General features: G+C 72.2%; 15 protein-coding genes. 12 read left to right on the top strand and 3 right to left on the bottom strand.

The window, feature by feature from the left end; all coding sequences use genetic code 11:
• Positions 1 to 69: 69 nt before the first annotated feature.
• The 9 genes from OG446_RS03815 to OG446_RS03775 all read left to right on the top strand — a co-directional run bounded on the left by OG446_RS03815 (position 70) and on the right by OG446_RS03775 (position 8413).
• Complete coding sequence (locus OG446_RS03815) at positions 70 to 1116, top strand: Gfo/Idh/MocA family protein (RefSeq protein ID WP_328892687.1); 1047 nt, start codon at positions 70 to 72, stop codon at positions 1114 to 1116.
• 1 nt (position 1117) lies between these two features.
• On the top strand, positions 1118 to 2182 hold the full coding sequence (locus OG446_RS03810) for a Gfo/Idh/MocA family protein (RefSeq protein ID WP_328892686.1): 1065 nt from the start codon (positions 1118 to 1120) through the stop codon (positions 2180 to 2182).
• Positions 2183 to 2272: 90 nt separating this feature from the next.
• Entirely contained in the window at positions 2273 to 3124 is an 852-nt protein-coding gene (locus tag OG446_RS03805) for a HipA family kinase (protein WP_328892685.1), read from the top strand.
• The gene (locus OG446_RS03800) at positions 3121 to 3504 is read left to right on the top strand and encodes a DUF3037 domain-containing protein (RefSeq protein WP_326664653.1); all 384 of its coding nucleotides are present in this window, start codon (positions 3121 to 3123) and stop codon (positions 3502 to 3504) included. Before OG446_RS03805 ends, OG446_RS03800 begins: the two co-directional genes overlap by 4 nt.
• Before the next feature lie 230 nt (positions 3505 to 3734).
• Positions 3735 to 4496, top strand: coding sequence for a 3-oxoacyl-ACP reductase FabG (fabG, locus tag OG446_RS03795; protein ID WP_328892684.1), 762 nt, complete (start codon positions 3735 to 3737; stop codon positions 4494 to 4496).
• 20 nt (positions 4497 to 4516) lie between these two features.
• Positions 4517 to 5272, top strand: a complete 756-nt coding sequence (locus OG446_RS03790; protein WP_328892683.1) for an SDR family oxidoreductase — start codon at positions 4517 to 4519, stop codon at positions 5270 to 5272.
• A gap of 118 nt (positions 5273 to 5390) precedes the next feature.
• The gene (locus OG446_RS03785; RefSeq protein WP_328892682.1) at positions 5391 to 6971 is read left to right on the top strand and encodes an ABC transporter substrate-binding protein; all 1581 of its coding nucleotides are present in this window, start codon (positions 5391 to 5393) and stop codon (positions 6969 to 6971) included.
• Positions 6972 to 7076: 105 nt separating this feature from the next.
• Positions 7077 to 7760 carry a uracil-DNA glycosylase gene (locus OG446_RS03780; protein WP_328892681.1) on the top strand — a complete coding sequence of 228 codons (684 nt, stop codon included), beginning with the start codon at positions 7077 to 7079 and terminating at the stop codon, positions 7758 to 7760.
• 167 nt (positions 7761 to 7927) lie between these two features.
• On the top strand, positions 7928 to 8413 hold the full coding sequence (locus OG446_RS03775) for a hypothetical protein (RefSeq protein ID WP_328892680.1): 486 nt from the start codon (positions 7928 to 7930) through the stop codon (positions 8411 to 8413).
• Positions 8414 to 8501: 88 nt separating this feature from the next.
• Here the strand turns inward: OG446_RS03775 and OG446_RS03770 are convergent, their stop codons facing one another.
• Together OG446_RS03770 and OG446_RS03765 are read right to left on the bottom strand one after the other, a co-directional pair.
• Positions 8502 to 8945 carry a hypothetical protein gene (locus OG446_RS03770; RefSeq protein ID WP_328892679.1) on the bottom strand — a complete coding sequence of 148 codons (444 nt, stop codon included), beginning with the start codon at positions 8943 to 8945 and terminating at the stop codon, positions 8502 to 8504.
• Between the two features lie 117 nt (positions 8946 to 9062).
• On the bottom strand, positions 9063 to 9719 hold the full coding sequence (locus tag OG446_RS03765) for a TetR/AcrR family transcriptional regulator (RefSeq protein ID WP_328892678.1): 657 nt from the start codon (positions 9717 to 9719) through the stop codon (positions 9063 to 9065).
• 84 nt (positions 9720 to 9803) lie between these two features.
• On the opposite strand from OG446_RS03765, the gene OG446_RS03760 reads away from it, so the two are divergent.
• The 3 genes from OG446_RS03760 to OG446_RS03750 all read left to right on the top strand — a co-directional run bounded on the left by OG446_RS03760 (position 9804) and on the right by OG446_RS03750 (position 12435).
• Complete coding sequence (locus OG446_RS03760) at positions 9804 to 11048, top strand: FAD-dependent monooxygenase (protein WP_328892677.1); 1245 nt, start codon at positions 9804 to 9806, stop codon at positions 11046 to 11048.
• Between the two features lie 19 nt (positions 11049 to 11067).
• A complete protein-coding gene (locus OG446_RS03755) occupies positions 11068 to 11967 on the top strand; it encodes a Gfo/Idh/MocA family protein (RefSeq protein WP_328892676.1) in 900 nt (299 codons plus the stop codon).
• 108 nt (positions 11968 to 12075) lie between these two features.
• Positions 12076 to 12435, top strand: a complete 360-nt coding sequence (locus OG446_RS03750; RefSeq protein ID WP_328892675.1) for a hypothetical protein — start codon at positions 12076 to 12078, stop codon at positions 12433 to 12435.
• Between the two features lie 9 nt (positions 12436 to 12444).
• On the opposite strand, the gene lnt is transcribed toward OG446_RS03750, so the two are convergent.
• Positions 12445 to 14097, bottom strand: a complete 1653-nt coding sequence (lnt, locus tag OG446_RS03745) for an apolipoprotein N-acyltransferase (RefSeq protein WP_328892674.1) — start codon at positions 14095 to 14097, stop codon at positions 12445 to 12447.
• Positions 14098 to 14117: the final 20 nt, after the last annotated feature.

The following is a 14117-nucleotide window of genomic DNA, read 5'->3' as shown; positions in this document are numbered from 1 at the left end:
GGATCCACTCCTAGACATCAGACATAAGATGTCTGATGTCTAGGAGTCCCTGAGTGAGTGGAGCCGCGGATGAACCCCGTACCGGTACCCGGAGCAAAGAAGGCGCGCGACCCCGGACAGCGGGCCGACGACCACCGCGTGGCCGTCATCGGCGCGGGGGTCATCGCCCGCGATCACGTCACGGCGATCGCGGGCGTCCCGGGACTGCGGCTCGCGCACGTCGTCGACCGCCACCCCGAACGGGCCGCCGCGCTGGCCGGGCTCGCCGAGGGCGCCACCTGGTCCACCGACCCGGCGACCGCCTGGTCCGACGCCGTCGACGTCACCGCCGTATGCACCTCACCGGAGTCCCACGCCGATCTCACCGTCGCCGCCCTCGGAGCCGGCCGGGCCGTCCTGCTGGAGAAGCCCGCAGCGCTGAGCGTCCCCGACACCGACCGGATCCTCGCCGCGGCGAAGACCGCGGGCCGGCCGCTGCTCGTGGCCCAGACCGCCCGGTTCCAGCCCGTCCACCTGGAGATCGCCCGGTCCGTCACCTCGGGCGCGATCGGCACGCCCCGGCTGGCCCACCTCACCTGGTACACCGGGCACGTCTGGCCGGGCGGCTGGCGGGGCTGGCAACTGGACGCCTCCCGCTCCGGAGGCCACGTGGCCCACAACGGCGTGCACGCCCTCGACCTGCTGACCTGGCTCATGGACGACGAACCGGTCCGGGTCTTCGCCCGGCCCTGCCGCACCTGGGCGCCCGGGATGCCGACCCCCGACAGCTTCCAGATCCTCGTCCGCTTCGCCCGCGGCGCCCTCGCCACCATCGAGCTGTGCTACGCCCTCGTGGAACGCGGCACGTTCGTGCGCCGCCTGATGCTCGCCGGCACCACCGGCACCCTGCACCACAGCAGTGAGGACGAGCCCCGGACGCGGTCCGCGTCGCCCGTCGCCCCCGCCTCGATCGAGGGCGCGATGACCGCGCAGACCCGGCACCTGCGCGATGTGCTGGACGGCGTCGCGGCCCCGCTGACCGCACCGCACCAGGTGCGCGCCGCCCTCGCCGCCGCCCTGGCCGCGCAGCTCAGCGCGGACGAATCCCGCCCCGTCGACGTCAAGGAGGTCTGCTGACATGAGGATCCTCATCGCATCCGGGGTCCGGCACGCCCGTGACTACGTGCCCCTGCTCCGCTCCCTGCCCGGCATCGAGGTCATCGGCTGCGCCGACACCGCCGACAGCCCCTTCCGCGAGGACGGCGCCGCCCTGGCCGCGGCGACCGGCATCCCGCTGCTCGACCTCGAACAGGGCCTCGCCTCCTGCGACATCGCCCTCGTGTGCAGCGAGCCCACGCGCCATGCCGACCTCGCCGTGACCGCACTCGAAGCGGGCTGTCACGTCATCGTCGACAAGCCGGCCGCGACCACCACCCGGGACGCACAGCGGCTGTGGGAGGCCGCCGACCGCTCGCCCGGGCTGCTCACCGCCGTGCACCGCCTCCACTCCCCGCAGATCGCCCGGGCCCGGCGCACGGTCGACTCCGGCGCGATCGGCCTCCCGCTGGCCGTCGACGCCGAGTGGCTCGCGGCCGGCGGCCTCGAAGGCGCCACCGTCGAACGCCCCGAACTCGTCTGCGACCCCGCCCTGTCCGGCGGCGGCGAACTGATGAACTTCGGCTGGTACCCGGCCCTGGCGATCCGCCACCTCACCGGCCTGGAGGTGGAGGAGGTCGTCGCCTTCAGCAGCGCCGCACCCCATGTGCCGCTCTTCGACGGCCCGCACGGCGCGTACGGCGTCGAGGACGCCGCGGTCCTCTCGCTCCGCCTGGGCAACGGAGTCGTGGCGACGGTGACCGTCGCCCGCACACCGGCCGGCGTGGGCCCGGCCCCGGTCTCCTCCAGCCTGCGGGTGCTCGGCTCGCACGGCCACGTACTCGCCGACGAGGACGCGCCGGCGGTCACGGTGCGCACGGCGGGCGGCGACAGCTCCGCCCACCAGGTCGCCGGACCCGCGGCGACGACGGCACTGCGCCTGCTGTTCACCGAGTTCTGCGACGACATCCGTTACGGACGCACCCCGTTGGTGACGGCGGCCGACATCCACGCGGCGGTCGCGGTGGTCGAGGCCGCACTGTCCTCCGGCCGTGCGAACGGGGCCCCTGTCGCCCCCGCCGTCCGGGAGCGGGCCGCCACGGGGTGAGGGGCACCCGCCGCCCGGGGGTGGATCCGGGCGGCGCCCTCCGCCACCGGTCATGGATCTCCGGGCGGCGGTGCCGTATAGCCTGGCGAAATGCTGACAGAAGTCACCGCGACCCGCTACGTCACGCCCCTGCGTGAGGGCGGCTCGCTCCCCGGAATCGTCGAGGCCGACGACTTCGGCACGTACGTCATGAAGTTCACCGGAGCCGGACAGGGCCGCAAGACGCTGGTCGCCGAGGTGATCTGCGGGCAGCTCGGGCGGCGGCTCGGGCTGCGTGTCCCCGATCTCGTGCAGATCCAGCTGGACCCGGTGATCGGCCTCGCCGAGCCCGACCAGGAGGTGCAGGAACTGCTCAAGGCGAGCGGCGGGCTGAACCTCGGGATGGACTTCCTTCCCGGCTCCCTCGGATTCGACTCGCTCGCCTATCAGGTGGACCCGCGCGAGGCCGGACGCGTCGTCTGGTTCGACGCGCTGATCAACAACGTCGACCGCTCCTGGCGCAATCCGAACATGCTGATCTGGCACGGCGACCTGTGGCTCATCGACCACGGCGCCACCATGATCTGGCACCACAACTGGCCGGGCGCCCAGGCGTCCGCCGCCAAGCCGTACAACGCGTCCGACCACGCGCTGGCGCCGTTCGGCCCCGACGTCGCGGCCGCCGCCGCCGAACTGGCCCCGCTGGTCACGGAGGACCTCCTCACCGAGGTAGCGGCCGACGTCCCCGACGAGTGGCTGGTGGACGAGCCGGGCTTCGAGTCGACGGATCAGCTGCGCCGCGCCTATGTGGAGGCGCTGCTGCCGCGTGCCGCCACCATCCATGAACGGATCATCCTGGACGCACCGACCGTGTCCAAGCCCTCACAGGCTCCGGGCTGGCTCAGCGAACGCCTCGCCCCGCGGCACGACGACGAGAACAGTGACAAGGGCGGCCGGCCGTGAGCAAGCGCGATGTCTTCGAGTACGCCCTCCTGCGCGTGGTGCCACGGGTCCAGCGCGGCGAGTTCTTCAACGCCGGGGTCGTGGTCTACTGCCGCGCCAAGGGTTTCGTCGCCGCCCGCACGGCCCTCGACGAGGGCAAGCTCATGGCCCTGGACCCCGGCGCCGACGTGACCGGGGTGCGGGCCGCACTGCACGCCGTGGAAGGCGTCTGCCGCGGCGGTACGGACGCGGGCCAGGCGGCCGGTGACGACGCCGGTCGCCGCTTCCGCTGGCTCATCGCGCCGCGCTCGACCGTCATCCAGCCGAGCCCGGTGCACAGCGGTCTCACCACCGACCCCGCCGCCGAGGTCGAACGGCTCCTCGACCTGCTGGTGCGCTGATCGCTGCCGCTTCGGCGCCGCCCCCGCCCGCCGCTGGGGCGGCGCCGTCCGGTGTGACATGCGCCGCTGCGTCCGTGGGCCGTTGACACCGGGTGCCAGGGCTTCTAGCGTCTCGTCTGCTGAAGGTACTAAGCGGTTGCTCAGTTATCGGGGATGTTCTCGCGGGCCTGTCCCGCGGAATCGCTCCCGACGTCCGCTGAGCCGCGATCCAAGGGCGAGGAGAGCCAAGCATGTCCACCACCGAGCAGCGCGTAGCCATCGTGACGGGAGCCGCACGGGGCATCGGTGCCGCCACCGCGGTACGCCTGGCGGCCGAGGGCCGCGCCGTCGCCGTACTCGACCTCGACGAGGCGGCCTGCAAGGACACCGTCGAGAAGATCACCGCCGCCGGGGGCAAGGCCCTCGTCGTCGGCTGTGACGTGTCGGACAGCGCTCAGGTGGAAGCCGCCGTCGCGCGGGTCGCCGCGGAGCTCGGTGCCCCGACGATCCTCGTCAACAACGCGGGCGTGCTCCGCGACAACCTGCTCTTCAAGATGAGCGAGTCCGACTGGGACATCGTGATGAACGTGCACCTCAAGGGCGCGTTCCTGATGGCCAAGGCCGTCCAGAAGCACATGGTGGACGCCAAGTTCGGCCGGATCGTCTCGCTGTCCTCCTCCTCGGCCCTCGGCAACCGCGGCCAGGCCAACTACGCCGCAGTCAAGGCGGGCCTGCAGGGCTTCACGAAGACGCTCGCCAAGGAGCTCGGCAAGTTCGGCATCACCGCCAACGCCGTCGCGCCGGGTTTCATCGTCACCGAGATGACCGCGCAGACCGCTGAGCGCGTCGGCATGGGCTTCGAGGAGTTCCAGGCCGCCGCAGCCACCCAGATCCCGGTCCAGCGCGTCGGCTTCCCGGAGGACATCGCCAACGCCATCGCCTTCTTCTCGGGCGACGACGCGGGCTTCGTCTCGGGCCAGGTCATGTACGTCGCCGGCGGACCGCTCAACTGACCCGAAGGGTTACGGACATCATGACTGTGCAGGACAGTGGCAAGGTCGCGCTGATCACCGGTGCGAGCCGGGGCATCGGCTACGGCATCGCCGAGGCGCTCGTCGCCCGCGGCGACCGGGTGTGCATCACCGGGCGCGGCGAGGACGCGCTGAAGGAGGCCGTCGAGGCGCTCGGTTCCGACCGGGTCATCGCCGTCGCGGGCAAGGCGCACGACGAGGCGCATCAGGCGGCCGCCGTCGAGCGCACGATGGAGGCGTTCGGCCGGGTCGACTTCCTGGTCAACAACGCCGGTACGAACCCGGTCTTCGGGCCGATCGCCGAGCTCGACCTCAACGTGGCCCGCAAGGTCTTCGAGACGAACGTGATCTCGGCGCTCGGCTTCGCCCAGCAGACCTGGAAGGCCTGGCAGAAGGAGAACGGCGGGGCGATCGTCAACATCGCCTCCGTCGCGGGTGTCTCCGCCTCGCCGTTCATCGGCGCGTACGGCATGAGCAAGGCGGCCATGGTCAATCTGACCCTGCAGCTGGCACACGAGTTCGCGCCGGTCGTGCGGGTCAACTCGATCGCTCCGGCGGTCGTGAAGACGAAGTTCGCGCAGGCCCTGTACGAGGGCCGTGAGGCGGAGGCGGCCGCCGCCTACCCGCTCGGCCGGCTCGGCGTCCCCGCGGACATCGGCGGTGCCGCGGCCTTCCTCACGTCGAGCCAGTCCGACTGGATCACCGGCCAGACCCTCGTGGTCGACGGCGGGATTTTCCTGAATGCCGGCGTGGGCTGAGAACGGCCTGGGCCGTTTTGGCCCTGATTGACTCAAGTGCCCCGTCGGGCCAGCGGATTGACCCGGCGGGGCGCTGCGGTATGGTCTGCCGACCCATGGCTGATCGAGGAGCGTGCACGTGTTCTACCGGGCCAGTCTGCAGGCTGCTGCAGCCCTTGCTTCCCTGTCTTTGCTGGCCGGCTGCGGTCTGCTCCCCGGCGGCGATTCGGACGTGGAACAGAAGCTGTCGGTCGGGACCACCAGTTCGCCGTCGACCCTTGATCCCGCCGCGGCCTGGGACGGCTCCTGGGAGCTGATGCGCAACGTGTTCCAGACCCTGGTGAGCTTTCCCACCGGCAGCACGAGCCCCGAGCCCGACGCCGCGGACAACTGCCGGTTCACCGACAACACCAGCACCGCCTACCGCTGCGAGCTCCGCAAGGGTCTGAAGTTCTCCAACGGTGACAAGCTCGACGCCGAGGCCGTGAAGTACTCCATCGACCGGATCAGGTCCATCGCGGTCAAGGGCGGCCCGGTGGGCATGCTCGGCTCGCTCGACCGGGTGGAGACCAAGGGCGACGACGTCGTCGTCTTCCACCTGAGCAAGCCGGACGCCACCTTCCCGTTCGTGCTGGCCACGCCGGCCATGTCCCTCGTGGCGCCCAGCGCGTACTCGAAGCACAAGATCCGCGACGACGGCAAGGTCACCGGGTCCGGTCCCTACCTCCTCGACGACTACGAGCCGGGGGACCGTTCCGAGCTGGTGCGGAACCCCGACTACAAGGGCTTCGCCGACCGCAAGAACGACGCGGTGACCATCCGGTACTTCAAGGAGTCCGGCGCCATGGTCGCGGCGCTCAAGAAGGACGAGATCGACGCCACGTACCGCGGTCTGGGTGCCGAGGAGGTCGTGAACCTCGAGGACAACAAGGACGCCGACAGCGACCTGCAGATCGTCGAGTCGGTCGGCGCCGACATCCGCTTCCTGGTCTTCAACCCGGAGGACCCGGCGGCCGGGAACCCGGCCGTCCGGCGCGCGATAGCCCAGCTCGTGGACCGTGACGCGCTGGTGGCCAAGGTCTACCGGGGAACTGCCGAGCCGCTCTACTCCATGGTCCCCAAGGGCATCGCGGCGCACACCACGAGCTTCTTCGACACGTTCGGCGACCCGGACAGGAAGAAGGCCGAGAGGATCCTCACCAAGGCCGGCATCACCGAGCCGGTCGCGATGACGTTCTGGTTCACGACCGACCGCTACGGATCGTCGACGGCCCCCGAGTTCGCGGAACTCAAGCGCCAGCTGGAAGCCTCCGGGCTGTTCAGGATCACCCTGAAGAGCAAGCCCTGGAAGACCTTCCAGGAGGGCTTCACGAAGGGCCAGTACCCCGTCTTCGGGCGCGGCTGGTTCCCGGACTTCCCGGATCCCGACAACTTCATCGCCCCGTTCGTCGGCAAGGACAGCGTCACCGGCATGCCCTACGTGAAGGACGAGATCACGAACCAGCTGCTGCCCCAGTCCCGCAAGGAGAGCGACCGCGGCGCGGTCAGCAAGCAGTTCGAGCGGGCCCAGGAGATCCTCGTCGACGACGTCCGGCTGCTGCCGCTGTGGCAGGGCAAGCTCTATGTCGCCGCGGGCGAGGACATCGGCGGCGGCGAGCGCGCGCTGGACCCGCAGACGGTCATGCAGATGTGGGAGCTGTACCGCAAGGCCAGTTGGTAGCCGGTCCGCCGGCCACGGACCCCGGGGGCTCCCCGGGGTCCGTTGTCAGTGGCCCCCGGTAGGTTCTGGGATCAAGAACCGAATTGCTTACCGGAGGTTGTTGACGTGACCGACACCTACCCGCTGCCCGAGTCCTGGCGCGGCGTACTCGGCGATGAGCTCGAGAGCCCCTACTTCAGGGAGCTCATGGAATTCGTCGAGAAGGAGCGGGCCGACGGGCCGGTCTATCCGCCCCGGGAGCAGGTGTTCGCGGCCCTGGAGGCGACCCCGTACGACAAGGTGAAGGTCCTGGTCCTCGGCCAGGACCCGTACCACGGCGAGGGTCAGGGGCACGGTCTGTGCTTCTCCGTGCGGCCGGGCGTGAAGACGCCGCCCTCCCTGCGCAACATCTACAAGGAGATGAAGGAGGAGCTCGGCCTGCCGGTCCCGGACAACGGGTATCTGATGCCGTGGGCCGAGCAGGGTGTGCTCCTCCTCAACGCGGTACTGACGGTGCGTGCCGGTGAGGCCAACTCCCACAAGGGCAAGGGCTGGGAGAAGGTCACCGACGCCGTGATCCGCGCCGTCGCCGCACGGCCCGACCCGGCGGTCTTCGTGCTCTGGGGCAATTACGCCCAGAAGAAGCTTCCGCTGATCGACGAGGAGCGTCACGTGGTGGTGAAGGGTGCGCACCCCTCGCCGCTCTCGGCGAAGAAGTTCTTCGGCTCGCGTCCGTTCACGCAGATCAACGAGGCGGTCGCGGCGCAGGGCCACCCGCCCATCGACTGGCGCATCCCCGACCTGGGCTGAGGGCGCGCCGGAGCCTGAGTGCGAATGTCCGCCGCGGCGACTAGCGTCGAACCGGCTGTAACCGGAGGGAACCGGCAGAGACCGGCAGGTTTCCTCCGGAGGCGGCAGCCGGAGTGTGCCGGGACCGATCGGCCGGGCGTGGGCGGACAGGTGCGAGGGAGACCGCGGTGACGGAGCAGCAGGAGGCGTCGCAGGACGTCGTCATGACCAGAATCGGCCAGGCGGTCATGTTGCTCCACGGTGGTGACCGGGAGGAGGCCCGCAACCGCTTCGGCGCCCTCTGGGCGGAGATCGGCGAGGGCGGTGACGCCTGGCACCGGTGCGCTCTCGCGCACTACATGGCCGACACCCAGGACGACCCCGGCGACGAGCTGGCCTGGGACCTGCGGGCCTTCACCGCCGCCCAGACGCTGACCGGCGACGGCATGGCCGGGCACCGGGACGCGCTCGCCGTGCGTGCCTTCCGTCCCTCGCTGCACCTCAACCTCGCGGCGGACTACCTGAAACTCGAACGGCCCGCCGCCGCCCGGATCCATCTGGACCGGGCCCGGCAGGCCTCGGGAGTCCTCGCGGACGACGGTATGGACGACGGGTACGGAGGAGGCGTCCGGGCCGCCATCGGACGGCTGGAGCGGCGACTGCGGGAGTTCTGACCGCCCGCCCCGGACACGTGCCCCGTGGCCGGGGCGGGCGCGGTCTGCGGTGGCCCGGGCGGGCCGCCGCCGGTGCCGGTCCGCCGTGTCAGCGGCCGTAGGTGTCGTCGCAGATCCGCGACTGCGGGCTGCCCGCGGGCCAGTGCCCGTAACCCCGCCCGAGCGCGCACACGTCCGCCCCGGTGACGGGCGCCGGCAGGGCGGGAGCGGGGGCGGACGGAGCGGCCCGGCGTGGCTGCGGACGGGCCTGGGCGGGGCGGCGCTGCTGCGGGGGCCGCGGGTCGTCGCGGCGCGCTGCCGGAGGCGCCGGAGCGGCCCGGCGGGAAGCCTTGGCCGAGGGCTTCGGATCAGGCAGCGCCTCCAGCGTGTCGCGTACCGGGGGCCGGATGATCTGCGGCGCCAGGTGCTGCGCCGGCCGGCTGCTCTCCGGGCGCGCCGGTGCGCTCGGCTCCGGTTGTACGGACACACACCCGGACAGGGCCGTGACAGCCACGCCGACCAGGAGTTTCACGGTGGTTCTGGTTCGATGCACCTGATCAACTCTGCGGTGCGGACGGCCCGTCGCGTGCACCGCGACGCCCGGATTGGCCCGCACGAGTGACCCGGTCAGCATGACGCCCCCGCGTGTCGCCGGTGTCCGGGACCCGCCTCATTCCGCTCTGCCCAGCATCCCGCGCAGCAGTTCGCCGAAGCCGGTGCGCAGTTCCGCCTCGGTCGGCACGGAGCGGTGGTAGGAGCCCGCCGCGCACGAGAACATCAGCCCCTCGCACCAGGCCACCAGGGACAGGGCGTGCCGTTCCGGTTCGGGCGAGCCGGCCGCCGCCATCAGCGCCTCCAGAGGTTCGCGGAACTGCCGGCCCGTCGCGTCGTAGAACGCGCGCAGTTCGGGGCGGCGGGTGGCCTCCAGGGCGAGTTCGTAGCGGCAGACGAGCAGGTCGCCGTGGCGGGTCAGATAGCGGTGGAGGGCCGCCGCGAGACCTGTGATCAGGGCCTCGGGGCCGGGGGGAGCGGCCGGTCCGGACGGATCGGGCGGTGTGGCCCCGGCGCCTTCCGCGCGCCCTCCCGGCATCGGGAGTTCTCCCGGCGCGAGCACCCGGGCCTCGCGTTCGGCCAGCCGTCGCACCGTCGCCTCCAGCAGGGACTGCCGCGTACGGGCGTAGTTGGACGTCGATCCCTGCGGGAGGCCCGCGCGCTCGTCCACCGCACGGTGGGTCAGACCCCGCATGCCGCGTTCGGCGAGGAGCGCGAGTGCGGCGTCGGTGATGAGCGCGGCCCGGGAGGAACCGGCGGCGGTGCGTGTGGCCATGGGATCAACCTACCGCTCTCACTACACCTGTAGTAGCTTGGTCAAGTCACTACAGGTGTAGTTCCAGAGAGCTGAGGAGGAGCCATGGACGCTCCCCGAGCGGTCGTCATCGGCAGCGGAATCGGTGGCCTCACGGCAGCGGTGGCGCTGCACCGTTCCGGCTGGCAGGTCACGGTCCTGGAGAAGGCCGGTTCGCTCCGGCCCGTCGGGGCCGGCATCGGTCTCGCCCCCAACGCCCAGCGTGCCCTGGACGTCATCGGGCTCGGCGACGAGATCAGGTCCCTGGCGGCCTGGCAGGGCGAGGGATGCATGCGCAGCCCGGACGGCCGCCGGCTCTCCCGTACGGACAGCGCGGCCGCCGCCGAACGCTTCGGCGGACCGTTCGTCCTGGTCCACCGGGCCACCCTGATCGACCGCATCGCCGGCCGGCTGCCCGCATCCGCCATCCGTACCGACTGCCCCGCGTACCTCGTGGACCCGGGTGTCGCAGGGGGCAGGCGCGCCATGATCCGTACGGCGGACGGAACGATCGAGGCGGATCTCGTCGTCGGCGCCGACGGCATCCACTCCGCCGTACGCGGCGCCCTGTTCCCGGACCACCCCGGCCCTTCCTACGCCGGATTCACCACCTGGCGCGTCGTCGTCCCCGCACCGCCCGGGCCCTTCGCCCCGCACGAGACCTGGGGCCGCGGCGCCCTGTGGGGCACCCAGCCGCTCAAGGACGGCCGCATCTACGCGTACGCCGCGGCCGCCGCCCCGGCGGGGGAGCGCGCCGACGACGAACGGGCGGAACTGCTGCGCCGCTTCGGGGACTGGCACACCCCGGTCCCGGAGATCATCGCCGCCGCCCGGCCGGAGAGCGTGCTGCGCAACGACGTCTACCAGATGGACCGCCCCCTGCCCGCCTTCCACCGCGGGCGCACCGTCCTCGTGGGGGACTCCGCCCACGCGATGGCACCCACCCTGGGCCAGGGCGGCAACCAGGCCATCGAGGACGGGATCGTGCTCGCCCACCACGTGGCGCCGGGCAGGGACCTCGGCGCGGGTCTGGCCGGGTACACCGCCGACCGGCTGCCGCGGACCACCGCCATCGTGCGCAAGGCCGCACAGGTCACCCGGCTGATGCGGCTGAGCTCCGCCCCGGCCGTCGCCGTACGGGACTTCGTGATGTCCACCCTCTCCCGGCTCGGACCGGGGCTCGTCCTGCGCACCTTCGACGGCATCGCCGACTGGCGGCCACCGCAGCACACGTATGCTGCCGGGACGAAGGACGCGCAGGCCCGGCCGCGGTCGGCCTCCACGGAGGAGGACCGCGACGTGCGGCGCTGAACAGCGAGAAGGAGACCCTGTGAAGGTCGGCTGCATCGGGCTCGGCGACATCGCGCAGAAGGCGTATCTGCCGGTACTCACGACCGTGCCGGGGGTCGAACTGCATCTGCAGACCCGCACCCCCGCCACCCTCGCCACGGTCGCCGCCGCCCACCGCGTCCCGGCCGCCCAGTGCCACGCCGACCTCGACTCGCTGCTCGCCCAGGGCCTGGACGCGGCGTTCGTGCACGCCCCGACCGCCGCGCACCCGGAGATCGCGGGCCGACTGCTCGAAGCGGGCGTCGCCACCTACGTCGACAAGCCGCTGGCCTACGAACTCGCCGAGTCCGAGCGCCTGGTGGAGCTCGCCGAGGCACGCGGTGTCAGCCTCGCGGTCGGCTTCAACCGACGGGTGGCGCCCGGCTACGCGCAATGCGTCGAGCACCCGCGCGACCTGATCCTCATGCAGAAGAACCGGGTCGGGCTGCCGGAGGAGCCGAGGACCATGGTCCTCGACGACTTCATCCACGTGGTCGACACCCTGCGGTTCCTCGCCCCAGGGCCGGTCGAGCACACCGTCGTCCGGGCCAGGATCCGTGACGGCCTCATGCACCACGTCGTGCTCCAGCTCTCGGGAGACGGCTTCACCGCCATCGGGGCGATGAACCGGCTCAGCGGCTCGACCGAGGAACGGCTGGAGGTCTCGGGCCAGGACTCCAAGCGCGAAGTGGTCAACCTCGCCGAGGTCATCGACCACAAGGGCCAGCCGAGCCTGCGGCGGCGCGGAGACTGGGTGCCGGTGGCCCGCCAGCGCGGCATCGAGCAGAGCGTGTGGTCGTTCCTGGACGCCGTCCGGGCCGGAAAGCTGCTGAGCGCCCGGGACGCGCTGGCGACGCACGAGCTGTGCGAGCGGGTGCTGCGGGACCTCGACTGCGCATAGCGTCTGCGGCGCGGGCGTCCGGGGCCGCCCCGGAACGGCTCCGGATGCGTGCCCAACGGCACCGATGCAGGCTGGGTGGATGGACCGTCGGCCCGTGGAGGTGACCTCGTGAAGTCCCACCGCGAGCCGGAGGGCTGGGGTGCGCTCCAGCCGCCGCCGGGCTACTACTCGGCGGACGGGCGCCCGCCCGATGCCACGCAGCGTGCGCTGATCCTCGACTGGGCGGTCAACCAGCGGATCGCGAGCGGCTGGCGTGTGGAGTCCCGCTCGGAGACCCAGGTCGTCATGGTCCGGGGCCGGCCACCCAACCATGTGCTGCACGCCGTGCTCACGGCCCTCACCTGCTTCCTCTGGGGCGCGGTGTGGCTGGTCCTCGGCGTGACCACCAAGGTCGAACGGGTCGCGCTCACCGTCGACGCCATGGGCGACATCGTCACGGTGCACGGACCGGGCCGCGCCACCGTCTGAGGCCCGGGCTCACTGAGGCGCCGTTTCGGCCGGGGCCTCCGCGGGCGTGAGGACGGAGCCCACCGGCCCCGCGCTCCCTGCCGGGACGACCGGGGCGACGGCCCCGACAGGCTCCGCCGGCCCTCGCCCGCGCACCGCCCGTAGACCTTCGAAGGCACAGAAGGCGGCCAGCACTCCCAGTGCGCCGTAGAGCGGCCAGTCGCCCAGCCGGACGTACAGCGTCGTGCCCCGGGCCAGCGGCACGCCGTACACCGCCGCTCCGCTCGTGTCCGTACCGAGCGGAGCTCCGACGCGCTGCCCCTGAGGGCCGTAGACCGCGCTCACCCCCGTGAGCGTGGCGTGCACCATCGGGCGGCCGTTCTCGGCGGCCCGCAGCGCCCCCAGCGAGGCGTGCTGGCCGGGCGCCCAGCCGTGCTGGAAGGACGACGTGGACGACTGGGCGATCAGGAGCCGGGCGCCGTCCCGGGTCAGCCGCCGGCTCATGTCGGGGAACGCGGACTCGAAGCAGACCAGCGGACCGATGCGCAGACCGTGCGCGCCCGGCGGCGTCATCGTCACGGGGCCCGTGCCGCGCAGCCGGTCCTCGCCCGCCGCCTTGCCCATCGACGTGGCCCACCCGAGCGCCGAGCGGGCGGGGACGTACTCCCCGAAGGGAACCAGGCGCATCTTGTCGTAACGGTCCCCGGTCAGCCCCTGCGGACCCACCAGCACAGCCCTCTTGAAGATCCCGGTCCGCCCCGAGGCATCGGTCTGCCGGGCATCCACGTTCACCAGCACATCCGCGCCCACCAGGCGCGACAGCGCGGCGATCCTGGCGGTGACGTCGGGCCGCCGGACCGGATCGACGCCGACGCTGCTCTCACCCCACACCACCAGGTCGAGGTCCCGGCCCGCCAGCGAGCGCGTCAGTTCCTCGCTGCGCGCGAACCGCCGCTGCACGCTGCCGGGACCCTCGACGACACCGGGCTGCACGACGGCGATCCGTGCCGTCCCGGACGATTCGGGCTGTGGCGCCCAGACCCACACCGAGCCCATGGCCACGGCGCCCGCCACGAACGTGGCGACGGCCATCGCGCGGGCGGCGGGAGCCGTGAGCAGCAGTGCGAGAGCCGTGTTCACCGCGACCACCATCAGGCTCACCAGCCACACCCCGCCCACCGAGGCCAGCCGGAGCGCCGGCGCCACCTGCCACTGGCTGGCGCCGAGGAGCCCCCAGGGGCCGCCCAGCCCCTCCCAGGACCGGACCGCCTCGATCATCAGCCAGCCGCACGGCACCACGATCACGGCCGTCACGACGCGCGCACCGGACACCGGCCCGCGCAGGAGCCGGGAGACCAGCAGCCCCCACGGAGCCCACAGCAGACCCAGCAGGGCCGCCAGCACCACGATGAACACATGCAGGCTCGGCATCAGCCAGTGGTGGACGGCCAGCATGTAGCCCGTCCCGCCGAGCCAGCCGTCGAGCGCCGCTCTGCGCCCCGTGCCGGCCGACCGGATCAGCAGCAGCAACGGGACCAGCGCGGCGTACGCGAACCACCACAGTCCCGGTGCGGGGAAGGCGAGCGCGGGCAGCGCACCGGCCAGGAGCGCGGCGCCACCGCGCCACAAGGGCGAGGCGAGTATCCGTTCGCCCCCTGCGCGCCCTACGACCCCGCTCGGCATACCGCGCCTCCTCGGCCTGC

Source organism: Streptomyces sp. NBC_00236 (genome assembly GCF_036195045.1).
GTDB lineage: Bacteria > Actinomycetota > Actinomycetes > Streptomycetales > Streptomycetaceae > Streptomyces.
Note: the sequence above shows the minus strand (reverse complement) of the source record. Positions and strands in the feature narration are given on the sequence as shown.